A 16,616-nucleotide genomic window follows, 5' to 3' on the forward strand; every position below is an offset into this window, starting at 1 on the left:
CGCCGTGAAACGCGCTCAGGCGAAGATCAGAAGGCCCAGCGGGCGCCGATCGAGGCCACCAGGGCCGAGCCTTCGGCCTCGCCGCGCAGGTGCGAGGTCACGGCCGCCGGGGTGCCGGCGTAGAAGGCGCGGTCGTCGCGGATCGTCGAGTCGCTGAAGGCGATGTAGGTCAGGCCTGCATCGAAGGTCACGCCCGGCGTCACCTCGGTCGAGCCGCCGACCGAGAACAGCCAGCGGTCGGCGTCCGGAATGCGGGCCGTGCGCAGGCTGTCGCGGGTCGGGGTCGGGTCATAGCCGACGCCGGCGCGCAGGGTGGTCCTGTCGCTGAGGGCGTAGTCCAGGCCGATGGCGCCGGTGGTGACGTCCTTGTAGTTCTGATGGATGACGTCGCCGCCGTTCGGATATTCGACGGTGATGGCCTGGAACTCGGACCAGCCGATGCGGTTGACCTGAGCGTTCAGCGTCAGCTTGTCGCTGACGGCGTAACGGACCGAGGCCGAGGCGAACCACGGGGTGTTGAAGCTGGCCGTGCCGCTGGTGGTGACGCTGTTGGGCGCCAGGGGGCCGGTCAGGGCGATGGCGATATCCCCGTCCAGTTCGTGCTCGATCTTGGAGCGGTAGGACAGGCCGAAGTCCCACGGGCCCTTGTGGACCTGGGCGCCGACATTCCAGCCGAAGTCCCAGCCGTCGCCTTCCAGCGAGGAGGAGCCGTCCGGCAGCAGGGGCGAGACCGACGGCATGGCGGAGGTCAGCTTGGCCTTGACGTACTGGGCGTTCAACCCGGCGCCGACGTCCAGCCAGTCGTTGACCTGATAGGCCAGGGTCAGGCTGGCGTCGCCCGAACGCAGCTCCGAGGTCAGGGCGTCATAGCGCGCGAAGGAGCCCTGCTCGTACTTGGTGGTGAAGTTGTACGGGGCCGCCACCGAGACGCCCAGGGCGAGGCGGTCGCCGATCGGGGTGGCGAAAGCGAAGTTCGGGACCAGGCCGCTTTCGATCGGGTCGACCTCGGTGTTGCGCGGGTTGACCACCGGCACGTCCACGCCGCCCGGATAGGTGACGTAGGAACCGGTGTTGCGCACCTCGGAGTCGATCTTGATGGCGTGCAGGCCGACGGAAAGTTCGCGACCGCTGCGCGCGATCGAGGCGGGGTTCCACCACAGCGAGCCGACGCCGCGATCGGCGGCCTCGCCGGAGAAGGCGCGGCCGGCGCCGCGCACGGACTGTTCCTGCAGATAGAAGGAGCCGGCGAGGGCCGGGGCCGCCACGCCCGTCATCAGGACGGTGGTCAGAGCCAGGCCGCCGAGGCGGGCCATGTTCCTGGGGGTCATTTACGCTTCACCTATGTCGAGGGCCGGCCATTGAAAAGCGGACGGCCTTTGTTCGGGGAGAGCCGCCACGCCGCCATCACAGCGTCCGTGTCATGAAAGCGTTGCGTCCAAGGCTGGTGTCGGACGGCTTCCCGGCAAAAGCGTGGCGCAAAAGGTGCGCAATTTCACACCTTAGTGAGGTTACGTAGGGGCAATTTCGATGCCTGCCGAACGCAGGTCGGCGGATAAATCGTGTTCCGCCGCGTCAACTTCGGGCTGGTTCCTCCCGCGGATGACCAGTTGGGTGCCGATCTCGCTGGGCTTATGGTCCCCGCTGAAGCCGAAGGGGTAGGAGCCGAAGGACAGGTGAGGCCGCGCCTCAGCGGCGGCGCGCAGGATGTCGGCCACCGCGCCTTCGCCCGCGCCGGTGACGCGAAGGCTGCGGCTATGCACCGGAGAGCCGGTCTTCAGGCGCGGCGCCACGTCGTCGAGCATGGCCTCCATGATCTTGGGCACGCCCGCCATGACGAAGACGTTGTCGACCTGAAAGCCGGGCGCGCCGCTGACCGGATTGGCGATCAGGACGCCGCCTTCGGGCACGCGGGCCATGCGGCGGCGGGCGGCGTTGAACTCGCCGGGCGCATAGCGGCGCTCGAGGATGGCGAGCGCCTCGGGGTGTTCGCTGACCGGCACGCCGAAGGCCGCGCCGACGGCGTCGGCGGTGATGTCGTCGTGGGTCGGGCCGATGCCGCCGGTGGTGAAGACATAGTCGTGCGCGGCGCGCAGGGCGTTCAGGGCCGCGACGATCTGGTCCTGACGGTCGCCGACCACCCGGGCCTCCATCAGATCGACGCCCAGCGGGGCCAGGAAGCGGGCCAGGGTGTTCATATTGCTGTCACGGGTGCGGCCTGACAGGATTTCATCGCCGATGATCAGGACGGCGGCGGTTGGAGAGGGCGAGAGATTGGACATGGCCCCTAGATAGGAAACGAAGGCCCCTGCGTCAGCGGCGAATCCTGACGGGCTTGAGGTTTTGTGCTAGTCTGACCATCTGAAGTCCTGAAAGCCGTTTCTTCGCCCGGTCCGCCTGATTGCGGAGCGCGCCTCCCCGAAAGCCAAGCATGTACGAGACCCCCGACCTGGAAACCGACGTCTTCGTCCGCAGCCACGAAATCCGCATCTATGACGCGGAAGGGTTCGAGGGCATGCGCAAGGCCGGCCGCCTGGTCGCCGAGGCGCTGGACATGATCGGCGAGCATGTGAAGCCGGGCGTGACCACGGGCGAGCTGGACGATCTGGTGCGCGAGTTCACCCTTGACAACGGCGGCACGCCCGCCTGCCTCGGCTACAAGGGCTACACCAAGACGGTCTGCACCTCGATCAACCACGTCGTCTGCCACGGCATTCCCGGCGACAAGGTCCTGAAGGAAGGCGACATCGTCAACATCGACCACACCGTCATCGTCGACGGTTGGCATGGCGATTCGAGCCGCATGTATGCGGTCGGCGAGATCAACGCCCGCGCCAAGCGGCTGATCGACGTCACCTATGACTCGCTGGATCTCGGCCTGGCCCAGATCAAGCCGGGCAACACCTTCGGCGACATCGGGTTCGCCATCCAGAAATTCGTCGAGGCCCAGCGCATGAGCGTGGTGCGCGACTTCTGCGGCCACGGCATCGGCCGGGTCTTCCACGACAGCCCCAACGTCCTGCACTACGGCCGTCGCGGCGAGGGCGCGGTGCTGAAGCCGGGCATGTTCTTCACCGTCGAGCCGATGGTGAATCTGGGCAAGCCGGCGGTGAAGGTGCTGTCGGACGGCTGGACCGCCGTGACCCGCGACAAATCGCTGTCGTCGCAGTGCGAACACTCGATCGGCGTGACCGAGGACGGGCTGGAAATCTTCACCGCCTCGCCCAAGGGCCTGTTCCGCCCGAAATTCTGAGCTAGTCTCCCCCTCGGGGGAGGCTGATGCTCGATCAACCGCCGAAACAACAACCAAAGGCCAAGCCGCACCACGCCGGTCATCGCGAGCGGCTGCGCGAGCGCGCGCACACGGCGGGCCTGCATCATCTGCCCGACTATGAGCTGCTGGAGCTGTTCCTGTTCCGCAGCCAGCCGCAGGGCGACGTCAAGCCGGTGGCCAAGGCCCTGCTGACCCGGTTCGGATCGCTGGCGGCGGTGCTGGCGGCCTCGGTCGAGGATCTGATGACGGTCAAGGCCGAGGATTCGCGCGGTCGGGCCAAGGGGGTGGGCGCCGAGACGGCGCTGGACCTGGCCGCCCTGCATGAAGTCTCGCGCCGGGTGGCCAAGGAGGAGGCGAACCGGCGCACCGTCATCTCGTCGTGGACGGCGCTGCTGGCCTATGTGCGCCTGTCGCTGCAGCATGAACCGCGCGAGCAGTTCCGCGTCCTTTACCTCGACAAGAAGAACCAGCTGATCCTCGACGAAATCCAGAACCGGGGCACGGTCGACCACGCCCCCGTCTATCCGCGCGAGGTGGTGCGCCGCGCGCTGGAGCTGTCGGCCAGCGCCATGATCATCGTGCACAACCACCCCTCGGGCGATCCGACGCCCAGCCGGGCGGACATCGACATGACCAAACAGGTGATCGAAGCGGCGCGCGCCCTCAGCGTCACCGTGCATGACCATCTGATCGTCGGCCGCGAAGGCGTGGCCAGCTTCAAGCAACTGGGACTGATGTGACTGTGCTTTCGACTGAGCGTTTGACGCTGACGCCGGTCGCCGTGGGCGACATGGACGATCTGACCGCCCTGTGGGCCGACGCCGATTTCACCCGCCATATCATGGGGCGCGGCCTGTCGGAGGAGGAGGTCTGGTTCCGCCTGCTGCGCGATGTCGGCCACTGGCAGGTCAAGGGCTATGGCAACTGGTCGATCCGCGAGACGGCGACGGGCGCCTATGTCGGCAGCGTCGGCGTGCTGGACTATCGTCGCGACATGACGCCGCCGTTCGATGCGCCGGAGCTCGGCTGGGGCGTGGCGCCGGCCTTTCAGGGGCGCAGCATGGCGCGCGAGGCCTTGCAGGCGGCGCTGGCCTGGACGGACGAGCACAGGGCTGAGCCGCGCACCGTCTGCATGATCTCCCCCGACAACGCCGCCTCCATCCGTCTGGCGGAACGGGTCGGCTACCGCCCCTATGGCCATGCCGACTACAAGGGCTCGGTCGTCACCCTGTTCGAGCGGGTCAAAGGCGGGCCGACCGAGGCGGTCGGAGGGGCGGCTGACAGGACCGGCGGGGCCGGGTAAGCTTTACATTCTCGGGCCGGTTCGCCGCCCCGTCGCCTTCCGGAGTGCTTTTCCCATGCCCATGTCCGCCGACGATCTTCGCGCCCATTTGACCGAGGCCTTCCCCGACGCGGACATCGCCATCGAGGATCTGGCCGGCGACGGCGACCACTATCGCGCCCGCATCGTGTCCGAGGCGTTTCGCGGTCTGAACCGGGTGCGCCAGCACCAGCTCGTCTATGCGGCGTTGAAGGGCAAGATGGGCGGCGAACTGCACGCTTTGGCGCTGGAGACCTCGACCCCGACCGAGGCGGGCTGACCCATGCGCTATCGCCCCTTCGGCGTCTCGGGGGCGGCTGTCTCCAGTCTGACCCTGTGCCTGGGGGCGGATGCGGCGGCGCGCGGCGGGGCGCATGTGCGCCAGATGATCTTCGCGGCGCTGGAGGCGGGCATCAACGCCTACCATTTCGACAGCGCCGATCCGGCGCTGCTGCGAGCGGCGGGCGAGGCGCTGGGCCATGTCGAGCGCCGTCTGGTCATCGCCAGCGTGAGCCTGGGCGTCGGGCGTGATTTCTCGCCCATCAGCCTGGGGCGCGAGATCGAGCAGGGACTGCACGCCTCTGGGCTGGGCTGGTTCGATCTGGCCGTGCTCGACCGCCCCGGCGAGAATGAGCTGCCGCAAGCCGCCCTCACCGCGCTGAAGGCGATCCGTAAGGCGGGCCATGTGCGGATGCTGGGCGTGTCGAGCGATGAGGCGGTGAGCGACCTCTATGTCTCGACCGGCGCCTTCGACGCCCTGTTCACCCCTTTCCACGCCAATATCGAATGGCGGGTGCGCGCCCGGATGCGGGCCGCGCTGGAGCGGCAGATGAGCCTGTTCGTCTACGGCTATTTCCCCGACAGCCTGTCGACCGAACGAAAGGCGGCCGAGGCTGGGGCCCCCAAGAAGCGCGGCCTGTTCGGCCTGGGCGGGCGGGCGCCGGTCGAGGAGACGCAGCGCGGCTCCTTCGCCTTCCTGCACCAGACGCGCGGCTGGACCGCCGAGGCCATCTGCCTGGCCTACGCCCTGACCGACCCGGGCGTGTCGAGCGTCCTGATCCGACCGCGCGACCGGGCGGAACTGGAAACGCTGGCGGCGACGCCGGAGCGCGACCTGCCGGCCGGTCTGTCGGCCCAGATCGAGATGGCCCGCGTCGACGCTCTGGTCTGACGCCGCGCCTTCAGGCGCCGATGGCCGAGAAGGGGCCGTTCAGAAAGCCCGGCTTGCCGTAGGCCAGGGGGCGGCCGTCCTCGGCCACGACGCGGCCGCCGGCGGCTTCCAACACCGCCTGGCCCGCAGCCGTATCCCATTCGCAGGTCGGGCCGGTGCGAGGATAGGCGTCGTAACGGCCCTCGGCGATCATGCAGAACTTCAACGAGGAATCCATGCCCTGCCACAGCCGGCAGCCGTTGCGGCCGGCCAGGCGTTCGGCGTCTTCGTCGCTGATGCTGTGGCTGACCAGGGCGGTGGCGTCCTGAGGGCGCTCGCGCACGCGCGCCGGTTTCCAGGCCTCGCCAAAGGCGCGGCGTTGGGCGCCTTCGCCCGGCGCCACGGAGCGCCAGGTCAGGGCAAGAGCCGGCGCCGTCACCACGCCGGCGACCACGGCGTCGCCGCGCACCAGAGCGATGTTGACGGTGTAGCTTTCACGTCCCTGGATGAAGCCTTTGGTGCCGTCCAGCGGGTCGATCAGCCAGAACCACTGGCCGACCGAGGGGGGCAGGCCGTCGGCGGCGGCGGCCTCTTCGGCGACGGCCTGAACCTGGGGCCAACGGGCGGTCAGACGTTCCAGGATCAGCGCCTCGGCGGCGCGGTCGGCAGCGGTGACGGGGCTGTCGTCGGCCTTGATCTCGGCCGTCGTCCCGGCGCGCCAGTAGGGCAGGATCAGCTGGGCCGCCTCTTCGGCGATGTCGGCCAGGGCGTCGGTCAGCCGTCCCGAGACGAGATCGTCTTCAAGTTCGGCGAAGGCGGAGGGGGAGGCGGGGACAGTCATGCCGCACCCGATAACCCATGCGGCCGGTTTCAAGAACCGGCAAATCAGGCCACCTTGGCCTTAACCATTTGCAAACCTTGCCGCCGAACGCCGTGTCCGACCTGACTTCATCGCCCTCCCTCGCCGACCTGCCCGTCGCCAGCCTGCCTGTCGATGGGGCGGAGCTGGCCGCCTTCATCGCGGCCAAGCTGTGCCATGACTTCATCAGCCCGGCGGGCGCGGTGATGTCGGGTCTGGACCTTCTGGACGACCCCAGCGCCCAGGACATGCGCGACGACGCCCTGGGGCTTATCCGCCAGAGCGCGGCCAAGATGGTGGCGCTGGTCCATTTCGCCCGCGTGGCCTTTGGGGCGGCGACCTCCAGCGAACAGTTTTCGGGCGCGGAGCTGCACAGTCTGCTGACGGGCCTGACCGACGGCGGGCGGGCGACGCTGGACTGGCGCGTCGGCGAGGAGGTCTTCACCAAGCTTCAGGCGCGCGCCCTATTGAACTTGGCCTATCTGACGGTCGGCGCCCTGCCGATGGGCGGAGCGGCCACGGTCGCCGTTCGTCGCGAAGGCGGACAGCTGATCCTGATCGGTTCGGCCGAGGGCGCACGGGCGCGGCTCAAGGCCGAGGCCCTGACCGGGCTGAAGGGCGAGCGTCTGACGGAGGGTCTCGCCGGGCAGTGGATTCAGCCCTACTGGCTGTGGCTGACGGCCTGCGACGCCGGGGGGCGGCTGGAGACGACGGTCGAGGACGGCCGCGTCGCCCTGATCGCCCGCCTGCCTCTGGCGGACTAAGCCAACCTTCCGTTAACCGGCGTCAGACCATTCTGGCGTGAATATCGTCGTTATTCGCTTTTTGCGAGAATGAGTCCCGTGGACGCCAAGACCTGTCTGATCGTCGATGACAGCCGGATCATCCGCAAGGTGGCCCGTCGCATCCTCGAAGACCTCGCTTTCGAGGTGCAGGAGGCGGCTGACGGCGCCGAGGCGCTGGAGGCCTGCGTCGGCGCCATGCCGGACGTGGTGCTGCTGGACTGGCAGATGCCGATCATGGACGGGATGACCTTTCTGGGCCGTCTGCGCGCCCTGCCGGACGGGCGGGAGCCCAAGGTGCTGTTCTGTTCGGTCGAGACGCGCGCCGACCGCATCGCCGAAGCTTTGTCCGCCGGGGCGGACGAATATGTTATGAAGCCGTTCGACGGCGACATCCTGCAGTCCAAGCTCGCCGAAGTGGGAGCGATTCAGACGCCGTCATGACGCCGGAGGATTTCGACCGCCTTCAAGCTCTGCTGGCCTCGCGCGCGGGATACCGCCTGTCGCGAGAGCGGATGCAGCTGGCCGAGCATCGGTTGGGACCGGTCGCGCGTCGTGAAGGCTATCACAACGTCGAGGCCATGCTGGCCAGCCTGTGGAGCCGCCCGGTGGCGTCGCTCGGCTGGGGGGTGATCGAAGCCCTGCTGAACGCCGAGACCTGGTTCCGGCGCGACCGGGCGGCGTTCGAGGTGCTGGAGCGCGAGTTGCTGCCCGCCCTGACGGCGGCGCGCGGCGGGCCGGTGCGGATCTGGTCGGCGGGCGCCGGATCGGGTCAGGAAGCCTATTCGCTGGCCATCGCCGCCCTTGAGGCCGGGGCGCGGGTCGAGGTGCTGGCCACCGACCTGTCGCGTCAGGCGATCGAGAAGGCCCTGTCGGGCCTCTACAGCTCCTTCGAGATCCAGCGGGGGTTGTCGGCGCGGACCATGCTGCGCTGGTTCGAACAGGTGGACGATCACTGGCGGGCGCGGCCGGAACTGCGCGCAGCCGTCACCTTCAAGCGCGCCAATCTGCTGGACGCGCCGGCTGACGAAGGGCGGTTCGACATCATCTTCTGCCGCCACGTGCTCGGCGACATGACGCCGGAGCGCCGGCCGCGTCTGCTGGACGGGCTGGAGCGTGGGCTGGTCGATGACGGTTGCCTCTTCCTGGGCGCGGACGAGCGCCCCGACGGCGATAGCGTCGCCTTCAGGCCCGTGGCGGGGCGGCGCGGCCTCTATGTGAAGTCGCCCTCGGCCTATCGCCGGGCGGCCTGACGTTCAGGAATGATGCTCAGGCCTGCAGCAGGCCCTGCGCCGCGACGGCCTTGACGCCGGGGCCGGGGACCTCGGTGAAATCCAGATCGGCCACGCCGAAATACTCCTGCTGGTTCAGGGCGCACCAGTCGGTGGTGACGATGCGGATCGTATCGCGCTTCTCGTCGCCCTGGACCGCGCCATAGACAAAGTCGCCGGTGCGTCGCGCGAACGGCATGACGCGGTCCTGATTGGCCAGGGCGGTCAGTTCGCTGAGACGCGCGGCCGGAACCTCGGCGGCCATCAGCTTGCCGTCGAACCGCACCACGGCGTCGAAGGCGTAGCGGCTGATCGGCCCGGCGGGCAGGCCCGTTCCTAGAGTCGTATGGCCGATAAAGCCCGCCTGGGCTCCGGCGAAGCGGGCGAAGGCGGCGGCCACGGCGCGGCCGGTGTCGCCCAGCGACAGGGCGGCGGGACTGCTCCCCAGGACGGCGCGTTCCTGCGCGCTCAGATGCTGCGCCAGCGTCGCGCGGATCAGGGCGGCCAGAGCCGGGTCGGCGGGACCGTCCAGGGCGACGCTGCGCGACTGGGCCCGCACGCTTCCATCGCTGAGATAATCGGCCGCCGTATAGGCGTTGTTCCACGATCCGGTGTGGGCGTAGAGGCCGCGGCCCAGCGGCTCCTGAAACAGCAGGTGGTTGTGTCCGCCGATCATCAGGGCGCCGTCGGGCAGGGCGGACAGCATCCCCCGGTCGCCCGCCACCCCGGCGTGGCTCATCACCAGCGTCAGGTCGGCGCCGTCCAGAAGCGGCGGCAGGTGGGCGCGCGCCCAGTCGGTCGGATCGGGGATCGACAGCCAGTCGCGGCTGTCCTTGGGATAGGTGTTCAGCGAATTCGTGCCGAAGCCGATGATGCGCAGGCGCCGCTGGCCCAAGGCGATCTCGGTCGCCGCCCGGGCGTAGGGCTGACCGGTGCGCGCGTCGATGATGTTGCTGATGACGCTGATCCCCAGGCCCTGCATCCGGGCGACCACGGCGTGCAAGTCCGGCGTCAGATCATTGTCGTGGTTGCCCAGATTGACCACCGTGGGCGCGATGGATGGCAAGGCGGCCAGAAACGCCCAGTCGATCGCGCCTTGGGACCGCACCGAGACGACGTTGCCGTGCTCGAAGATGTCGCCGTCCAGGGCGATCAGGTGCGGAACCGACTGGCGGCGGACTTCGGCGCGCAGGGCGGCCAGAACCTGGGCGCTGCGCTCATAGGCCGAATGCAGGTCGGACATGGCCAACACTCGGGCCACAACCCGGGCGCGCGCGCGGCCGACATCCGGGGCGGACTGATCGCCAGCGAACGCGGGCGTTGCGCCGATCAGGGGCAGGGCGGCGACGCTTGCGAGGAAACGTCGGCGGGAGGGGGCGACGGGGGGCATGAGCGTCTCCTGCGGCGTTCAGCAAGGGTCGGGCGCAGCCGATCTGCTTTTCCTGCGGCGTTCAGCAAGGGTCGGGCGCAGCCGATCTGCTTTGCATGTCCTGCCGCGGGGCTCAATGTCGCAACCGGGTCGGGAAGGAATTGAACGCCGGTTTCCCTTGGCCTGTGTCCCTGTCGCGAAAGGTTCATGCGGGGCGGGGCTTCTGGGCTGGAAACAGCTCGGCTTCGGGCCTAGGGGCTGCGGCGAATTAACCCGCCCAAGATCATCAAGAAGGGGATATCTCGATGACGCGTCTCTCGGTTCTCGCCGCCTCCGCCAGCGGCTTGGCTCTGCTGCTTTCCACGCCGGCTTTGGCCCAATCGTCCGACGCTCAGGCCGAGCAGGCCGCCGCGGTCGGCGACATCGTCGTCACCGCCCAGCGCCGTAGCGAAAGCATCCGCGACGTGCCCTTCGCCGTCACCGCCATGAACACCGAGACGCTGAACGCCGTGAACGCCGGCGGCGGCGACATCCTGCAGCTGTCGGGCCGGGTGCCCAGCCTGCAGGTCGAAAGCTCCAACGGCCGCTACGCCCCGCGCTTCTACATCCGGGGTCTGGGCAATGTGGACTTCGACTTCACGGCGTCTCAGCCGGTGTCGATGGTGATGGACGAACTGGTTCTGGAAAGCGTCTATCTGAAGGGCTTCCCCCTGTTCGACGTGAAGCAGCTGGAAGTGCTGCGCGGGCCGCAGGGCACCCTGTTCGGCCGCAACACCCCGGCGGGCGTGATCAAGATCGACACTGTTAAGCCGGGCGATGACTTCACCGGCTTCGGCTCGATCACCTACGGCAACTATGGTTCGACCCGGGCCGAGGCGGCTGTGACCCTGCCGGCGTCGGATACGCTGTCGGTCCGCGTCGCCGCCCTTTGGAACCACCGCGACGACTATATCAACAACGCCTATGACGCCCCCTTCGCCAAGAAGGACGGCAAGGATCTGGGCAATTTCGATGATGTGGCGGGCCGCATCCACGTCGCCTGGGCCCCGACCGACCGCCTGTCGACCCTGCTGACGCTGCAGGCGCGCGACTATGTGGGCACCGGCACGATGAACCGCGCCAACGTCCTGACCAAGGGCTCGAACAAGCTGAACGACAACTTCGACCGCGAGACGGTCTGGTATGACGGCGGCCGCAACAACTTCCAGAAGCAGCAGACCACCTCCCAGGCGTTGCAGGTCGCCTATGATTTCGGCCCGGCGACCCTGACCGGCGTGGTCGGCTCCTTCCAGGGCTGGTCCCAGGGCGACGGCGATATCGACGGCGGCGTCTCGGCCGGCGCACCGGCGGGCGCGGGTTACAAGACCCCGTTCCCGGTCGAGTCGGGCACCCTGTCCAGCGACCTGCTGCAGAACACCTATGAGCTGCGCCTGTCCTCGAACGGGGCGGGCCGTCTGGGCTGGCAGGTCGGCGCCTTCTATTGGGACGAGCGCATCAACCTGGTCTCGGGCACGTTCGACGGCGTCGGCGGCATCATGCCGACCAAGGTCACCGACATCGTGCAGAAGTCGGACTCCTGGTCGGTCTTCGGTCAGGCCAACTATCAGGTCACCGAGGCCCTGAAGCTGACCGGCGGCCTGCGTTATACCGACGACAGCCGCGACTATCACGGCCGCATCGTGGTCGGCACGCCCGCCAATGCGCAAGGCCAGGTCTCGGTCGGCGACGAGCAGGTCAGCTGGGACGTCAGCGCCCTGTATGAGGTCAACGACAGTCTGAACCTGTTCGCCCGGGTGGCCAGCGGCTATCGCGGCCCGTCGATCCAAGGCCGCAACCTGCCGGTTCTGACCACGGCGGATTCGGAAACGGTCATGTCCTATGAGACCGGCTTCAAGGCCCGCCTGTGGGACGGCCGCGCCCGCCTGAACGCCACGGCCTATCTGTATGACGTCAAGGACATGCAGTTCACCGCCATCGGCGGCATCGACAATTCCAACCGCCTGATCAACGCCGACAAGGGCCAGGGCTACGGCCTGGAGATCGACGGCGACATCTACCTAGGCGCGGGCTTCACCCTGGCCGGCGGCGTGGCCTGGAACCACACCGAGATCAAGGACAAGGACCTGCTGGTCGCCATCTGCGGCAACCACCTGTGCACCATCACCGATCCCATCGTGAAGGTGGGCGCCAGCGACCGCGCCAGCATCGACGGCAACCCCTTCCCGCAGGCGCCGGAATATTCGGCCAACCTGACCCTGTCCTACGTCCGCCCGATCGGCGACGATCAGGAGCTGTTCGCCTCGACCGACTGGGTGATGCAGAAGGACTTCAACCTCTTCCTTTATGAGGCGGTCGAGTTCCGTCAGGACACCAACTTCGAAGGCGGCCTGCGCGCGGGCTGGCGCGACCTGAACCGCGGCCTGGAAGCCGCCGCCTATGTCCGCAACATCACGGACGAGGCCAATGTCATCGGCGCCATCGACTTCAACAACCTGACGGCCTTCGTCAACGAGCCGCGCATGTACGGCGTGGAGCTGTCCAAGCGCTTCTAAGCCGCCAAGGCGGATCGCATCGGGGGGCGGCGACGGGGCGACCTGTCGCCGCCCTCTTGCCATCCGACGTTCGCTTGGTCCTACTGCCGCTCGGATCGGGGAGGATCTCTCATGCGGCTGGCCCTGCTGTTCGGATCGCTGACGCTCGCCTTCTTGCTGGCGGTGTGGACCACCCAGGCGCCGACGCCCCGACCGGCGGACGCGCCCGCCGTCGCCTTCTCGGCCGCGCGGGCGATGATCGACGTCGAGCAGATCGCCCGCGCCCCGCACCCGGTCGGGTCGCCCGAGCACGCGCGGGTCCGCGCCTATCTGAGCGCACGGCTGACGCAGCTGGGACTGGAGGTCAGCGAGCAGGCGGGGCCGTTGTCGCCCGCCTCGGTCAAGCGGCTGGCGCGTGCGGGCGGCGACCCAGGCGCGGCGAACAATCAGGCGATCAATCTGGTCGGCGTCCTGCCCGGAAAAGACCGCAGTCAGCCCGCCGTCATGCTGATGGCTCATTACGACACCGTGGTCGGCTCGCCCGGCGCGGCCGACGATTCCGCCGGGGTGGCCGCCATTCTGGAGGCGGTGCGGGCGCTCCAGGCGCGCGGCCCGGCCGAGCGCGACCTGGTCGTCCTGTTGACCGATGCGGAGGAACTGGGTCTGGACGGAGCGCGGGTCTTCTTCGGCGGCCATCCCTTGCGCGACCGCATCGGGGCGGTGGTCAACCTTGAGGCGCGCGGCGGCGGCGGCCGCGCCGCCATGTTCGAGACCGGGCGCGAGGCCGGGCCGACGGTCCAGCTGTTCCGCCGCGCGGCGGCCAAGGCCGACGGCGGGACCACCGCCACCTCCATCGCCGCCTTCATGTATGAGCGGATGCCCAACGGCACCGACTTCACCGTGCCCAAGGACCGGGGGATCGGCGGCCTGAACCTGGCCTTCATCGGCCGCCCGGATCAGTATCACGCCGCAAACGCCACGCCCGCCAATCTGGATCAGGGCGCGGTGCAGCACCTGGGCTCTCAGGCGCTGGAGGCGGCCGACGCCTTGCTGCGTGCGCCCAGCTTGCCGGGCCGGGGCGAGAACCTGGTCTATGCCGACATCTTCGGCCGCTGGGTGATCGCGCATAAGCAGGCGACGGGCTGGGTCTTGCTGGCTTTGGCGGCGGCCTTGGGCGGTTTCGCCGCCTGGCGGGCGCGGCGAGGGGCAGGGCTGACGGCGAAGCAGGTCGGTCTGGGCGCGCTGGACGGGCTGTGGTTCCTGACCGGCGGCGTCATCCTGCTGCAGGCGACGCGCCTGCTGGCCGGACCGATGTCGAGCCGCCCCGCCTCGCCCGACGTCTATTACACCCTGCTGCGCCGCCTGCCGTGGATGGAGGCGGGGGCGGCGCTGGCGGCGCTCGCCCTGGCCTTGGTCCTGCTGACCGGCGCGCGGCGGGCGCGGCCGCGCGTGATCGGCGCGGCGTTCGCCGTCCTGACCGCCGTCGTCCTGCTGGTCGGCGGGTTCAGTCCGGTGATGCTGGGGCTGGGCGTGGCCGCTATCATCCTGTCGCTGTGGTCAGGGCGCGCCGAGTGTTCGGCCTGGGGCGGTTGGTTGGGCCTCATCGCCCTGATCTTCGCCTTTGGTTGCGCCTTGCAGGGCGCAGCGCCTGAAGCGGCCCTGCTATTCGTCTGGCCGGTGTTGCTGGCCGCGACGGCGGCGGCTCTGGCGGCCTTGATCGACCCTGACCTGACGCGGCCGCTCGGCCTTCTACCCGTCTCCGTGGCGACCGTGCTGGGCGGCGCCTGGCTGCTGGCGATCGGCCACTTCGTCTTCCTGGGCGTCGGGATGGACCTGCCGGGGGCCTTGGCCGTGGTCGCCCTGCTGGTCCTGCTGTTCGCCCGGCCCCTGGCGCCGGGCGCGAAGGCGGCGCGCCTGGTGCTGTTGGCGGCGGCGGCCTGCCTGATCGCAGGTGTCGGACTGAATGTTTCGGCGCGACTTCTGGCGCCGGCGCCCGCTGTGGCCGAGGCGCTGCCCTAGCGTGCGGACGCTGGCGTCCGACCGCGCGACCGTTTATCGCAGCCGATCATGAGCGATCCCGTCCTCGTCACCGGCTCCGCCGGCTTCATCGGCTTCCACACCGCCCGGCGCCTGCTGGAGCGGGGCGAGACCGTGATCGGCCTGGACAACCTCAACGCCTATTATGATCCGGCGCTGAAGCAGGCGCGCCTGGCCCAGCTTCAGGCCCATCCCGCCTATCGCCACCATACGCTGGACCTGGCCGATCGCGACGGCGTCGCCGCCCTGTTCGCCGAGCACCAGCCGCGCCGGGTGGTGCATCTCGCCGCCCAGGCGGGCGTCCGCTACAGCCTGGAAGCGCCCGAGACCTACGTCGATTCCAACGTCGTGGGCTTCCTCAGCATCCTTGAGGGCTGCCGCGCGGTCGGGGCGGCCCATCTGGTCTTTGCTTCGACCAGTTCGGTGTTCGGCGCCAATCGCGCTCTGCCCTTCTCAGTGCGCCAGCCCGCGGATCATCCGCTGACCGTCTATGCGGCGACCAAGCTGGCGAATGAAGCGATGGCCCATTCCTACGCCCACCTGTTCGGCTTTCCGGCGACGGGCTTGCGCTTCTTCACCGTTTACGGACCGTGGGGCCGGCCGGACATGGCCCTGTTCAAATTCACCCGAGCGATCCTGAAAGACGAGCCGATCGACGTGTACGGCGAGGGGCGGATGAGCCGCGACTTCACCTATGTCGACGACATCGTCACCGGCGTGATCGCCGCGCTCGACTGTCCCGCCGCCATCGACCCGACATGGGACGCGACTGCGCCCAATCCGGCCACCAGCGGCGTCGCTCCCTGGCGCATCCTGAACCTGGGCGCGGGCCGCCCGGTGCCGCTGATGCGCTATATCGAGGTCCTGGAGACCAAGCTGGGCCGCAAGGCCAAGCTGAACCTGATGCCCATGCAGGACGGCGACGTGGCCGACACCGAGGCGGACGTGACCGACACCCTGGCCGCCCTCGACTACGCGCCGTCAACGCCGGTGGAAGAAGGCGTCGCACGCTTTGTCGACTGGTACTGCAACTTCTATCGCGAAAACTAACCCTGGCCGCCCGGTGCGCATTTGTCCAAGGCGGCGGTTTCGGGCTTACGGCGTCCCATGGTCCAGTTGGCCATCATCCGCACCTTGGGGTTGGGCGCGCACCATATCTCGCCGCTGTCATTGATGGCGGTGACCCAAATCAGATTGTGCTCCTGGCCATAATCGATGACGGCGAAGGCATAGCCGGCCCCCTTGTCCTGAACATGGATCGGCAGCGGCGGGTCGAGCTGGGTGAAGGTCATGGCGTATCCTGTGGGCACAGGGAACGCTTCGTTTTCTCCTAGGTTGCCGCCGCCGCCTGCTTAGCGAACCACTGCTGCTAAGGCGGGCCGGCACACCGCTTAGGCTGTTGGCTGTATCTGCCTGGGCTTCCCGCCACTTGGCAGGACGGAGCCCTGGTGGAGCCGAGGGGAGTCGAACCCCTGACCTCGTCATTGCGAACGACGCGCTCTACCAACTGAGCTACGGCCCCGACCGACAGGCAGGGGCGGGAAATAGAAGGGACAAAGGGGGCGTGTCAACGGGCCGCGCACGAATCCTTGGCGATCGGCGGCCGGGCCGCTAGAAGCGGCGGGAACGTAGCAGGAGTTTCTCATGGGTTTCGCCCTTGTCTGGCTGGTGAACGCCGTCGTCACCTTGATGATCTGGTGCATCATCGCCTCGGCGATCCTGAGCTGGCTGTTCGCCTTCGACGTGGTCAATCCGCGCAACCGTTTCGTGGGTCAGATCGCCTATGTGCTGGACACGGTGACCCGCCCGATCCTGGGGCCGATCCAGCGGGTGGTGCCGCCGCTGGGCGGCATCGATATCACGCCTATCATCGCCCTGCTGGCGCTGCAGTTCCTGAGCGTGCTGTTCAACCGGACGGTCGCGCCCATGCTGATCATGTCGCTGGGCTAAGGTCGAGGTTGGGGCTAGGGCGCCGTTGAACCGGAGTGACGGCCGGGGGGATTCAGCATCCGGCGCTCATTTCCG

17 protein-coding genes and 1 tRNA gene are annotated in these 16,616 nt (G+C 68.5%); 12 read left to right on the forward strand and 6 right to left on the reverse strand.

Translation table 11 applies throughout. The features are described from left to right. Positions 1–26 precede the first annotated feature (26 nt). On the reverse strand, positions 27–1,328 hold the full coding sequence (locus ACLBV5_RS09025; protein ID WP_447605451.1) for an OmpP1/FadL family transporter: 1,302 nt from the start codon (positions 1,326–1,328) through the stop codon (positions 27–29). Between the two features lie 180 nt (positions 1,329–1,508). Then, the gene (locus ACLBV5_RS09030; protein WP_447605452.1) at positions 1,509–2,279 is read right to left on the reverse strand and encodes a competence/damage-inducible protein A; all 771 of its coding nucleotides are present in this window, start codon (positions 2,277–2,279) and stop codon (positions 1,509–1,511) included. A gap of 149 nt (positions 2,280–2,428) precedes the next feature. Between ACLBV5_RS09030 and map the strand changes: the two genes are divergently transcribed. From map to ACLBV5_RS09055, 5 genes are read left to right on the forward strand one after another with little or no spacing between them, the layout of a single operon-like run. Then, the gene (map, locus tag ACLBV5_RS09035) at positions 2,429–3,250 is read left to right on the forward strand and encodes a type I methionyl aminopeptidase (protein ID WP_025976539.1); all 822 of its coding nucleotides are present in this window, start codon (positions 2,429–2,431) and stop codon (positions 3,248–3,250) included. Positions 3,251–3,276: 26 nt separating this feature from the next. Continuing rightward, entirely contained in the window at positions 3,277–4,011 is a 735-nt protein-coding gene (gene radC / locus ACLBV5_RS09040; protein ID WP_447605453.1) for a RadC family protein, read from the forward strand. Then, entirely contained in the window at positions 4,008–4,574 is a 567-nt protein-coding gene (locus ACLBV5_RS09045) for a GNAT family N-acetyltransferase (protein ID WP_447605454.1), read from the forward strand. The genes radC and ACLBV5_RS09045 overlap by 4 nt, the downstream gene beginning before the upstream one ends. Before the next feature lie 55 nt (positions 4,575–4,629). Beyond that, complete coding sequence (locus tag ACLBV5_RS09050; protein ID WP_303704973.1) at positions 4,630–4,872, forward strand: BolA family protein; 243 nt, start codon at positions 4,630–4,632, stop codon at positions 4,870–4,872. 3 nt (positions 4,873–4,875) lie between these two features. Continuing rightward, positions 4,876–5,763, forward strand: a complete 888-nt coding sequence (locus tag ACLBV5_RS09055) for an aldo/keto reductase (RefSeq protein ID WP_447605455.1) — start codon at positions 4,876–4,878, stop codon at positions 5,761–5,763. A gap of 10 nt (positions 5,764–5,773) precedes the next feature. Here the strand turns inward: ACLBV5_RS09055 and cysQ are convergent, their stop codons facing one another. Then, positions 5,774–6,583, reverse strand: coding sequence for a 3'(2'),5'-bisphosphate nucleotidase CysQ (gene cysQ, locus ACLBV5_RS09060; RefSeq protein WP_303684181.1), 810 nt, complete (start codon positions 6,581–6,583; stop codon positions 5,774–5,776). A gap of 77 nt (positions 6,584–6,660) precedes the next feature. Here cysQ and chpT point away from each other — a divergent pair, with 77 nt between their 5' ends. From chpT to ACLBV5_RS09075, 3 genes are all read left to right on the forward strand, one after another. Then, positions 6,661–7,365, forward strand: a complete 705-nt coding sequence (gene chpT / locus ACLBV5_RS09065) for a histidine phosphotransferase ChpT (protein WP_447605482.1) — start codon at positions 6,661–6,663, stop codon at positions 7,363–7,365. Positions 7,366–7,434: 69 nt separating this feature from the next. Then, a complete protein-coding gene (locus tag ACLBV5_RS09070; RefSeq protein WP_029972356.1) occupies positions 7,435–7,827 on the forward strand; it encodes a response regulator in 393 nt (130 codons plus the stop codon). Next, positions 7,824–8,636: a CheR family methyltransferase gene (locus tag ACLBV5_RS09075; protein WP_134582034.1), complete on the forward strand. Its 813-nt coding sequence runs from the start codon at positions 7,824–7,826 to the stop codon at positions 8,634–8,636. The genes ACLBV5_RS09070 and ACLBV5_RS09075 overlap by 4 nt, the downstream gene beginning before the upstream one ends. Positions 8,637–8,652: 16 nt before the next feature. Here the strand turns inward: ACLBV5_RS09075 and ACLBV5_RS09080 are convergent, their stop codons facing one another. Then, positions 8,653–10,044 carry a metallophosphoesterase gene (locus tag ACLBV5_RS09080; RefSeq protein ID WP_392354731.1) on the reverse strand — a complete coding sequence of 464 codons (1,392 nt, stop codon included), beginning with the start codon at positions 10,042–10,044 and terminating at the stop codon, positions 8,653–8,655. Positions 10,045–10,328: 284 nt separating this feature from the next. Between ACLBV5_RS09080 and ACLBV5_RS09085 the strand changes: the two genes are divergently transcribed. From ACLBV5_RS09085 to ACLBV5_RS09095, 3 genes are all read left to right on the forward strand, one after another. Further along, positions 10,329–12,575 carry a TonB-dependent receptor gene (locus ACLBV5_RS09085; RefSeq protein WP_447605456.1) on the forward strand — a complete coding sequence of 749 codons (2,247 nt, stop codon included), beginning with the start codon at positions 10,329–10,331 and terminating at the stop codon, positions 12,573–12,575. 111 nt (positions 12,576–12,686) lie between these two features. Further along, on the forward strand, positions 12,687–14,573 hold the full coding sequence (locus ACLBV5_RS09090; RefSeq protein WP_447605457.1) for a M20/M25/M40 family metallo-hydrolase: 1,887 nt from the start codon (positions 12,687–12,689) through the stop codon (positions 14,571–14,573). Between the two features lie 48 nt (positions 14,574–14,621). Beyond that, entirely contained in the window at positions 14,622–15,641 is a 1,020-nt protein-coding gene (locus ACLBV5_RS09095) for an NAD-dependent epimerase (RefSeq protein ID WP_253121014.1), read from the forward strand. Here ACLBV5_RS09095 and ACLBV5_RS09100 read toward each other — a convergent pair. Continuing rightward, positions 15,638–15,883 carry a hypothetical protein gene (locus tag ACLBV5_RS09100; RefSeq protein ID WP_134582039.1) on the reverse strand — a complete coding sequence of 82 codons (246 nt, stop codon included), beginning with the start codon at positions 15,881–15,883 and terminating at the stop codon, positions 15,638–15,640. The genes ACLBV5_RS09095 and ACLBV5_RS09100 overlap by 4 nt on opposite strands. Before the next feature lie 154 nt (positions 15,884–16,037). Then, a tRNA-Ala gene (locus ACLBV5_RS09105) sits at positions 16,038–16,113 on the reverse strand. Positions 16,114–16,235: 122 nt separating this feature from the next. Between ACLBV5_RS09105 and ACLBV5_RS09110 the strand changes: the two genes are divergently transcribed. After that, positions 16,236–16,541, forward strand: a complete 306-nt coding sequence (locus ACLBV5_RS09110) for a YggT family protein (protein WP_025976553.1) — start codon at positions 16,236–16,238, stop codon at positions 16,539–16,541. Positions 16,542–16,616: the final 75 nt, after the last annotated feature.

The sequence above is a fragment of the Brevundimonas sp. M1A4_2e genome (genome assembly GCF_053345555.1).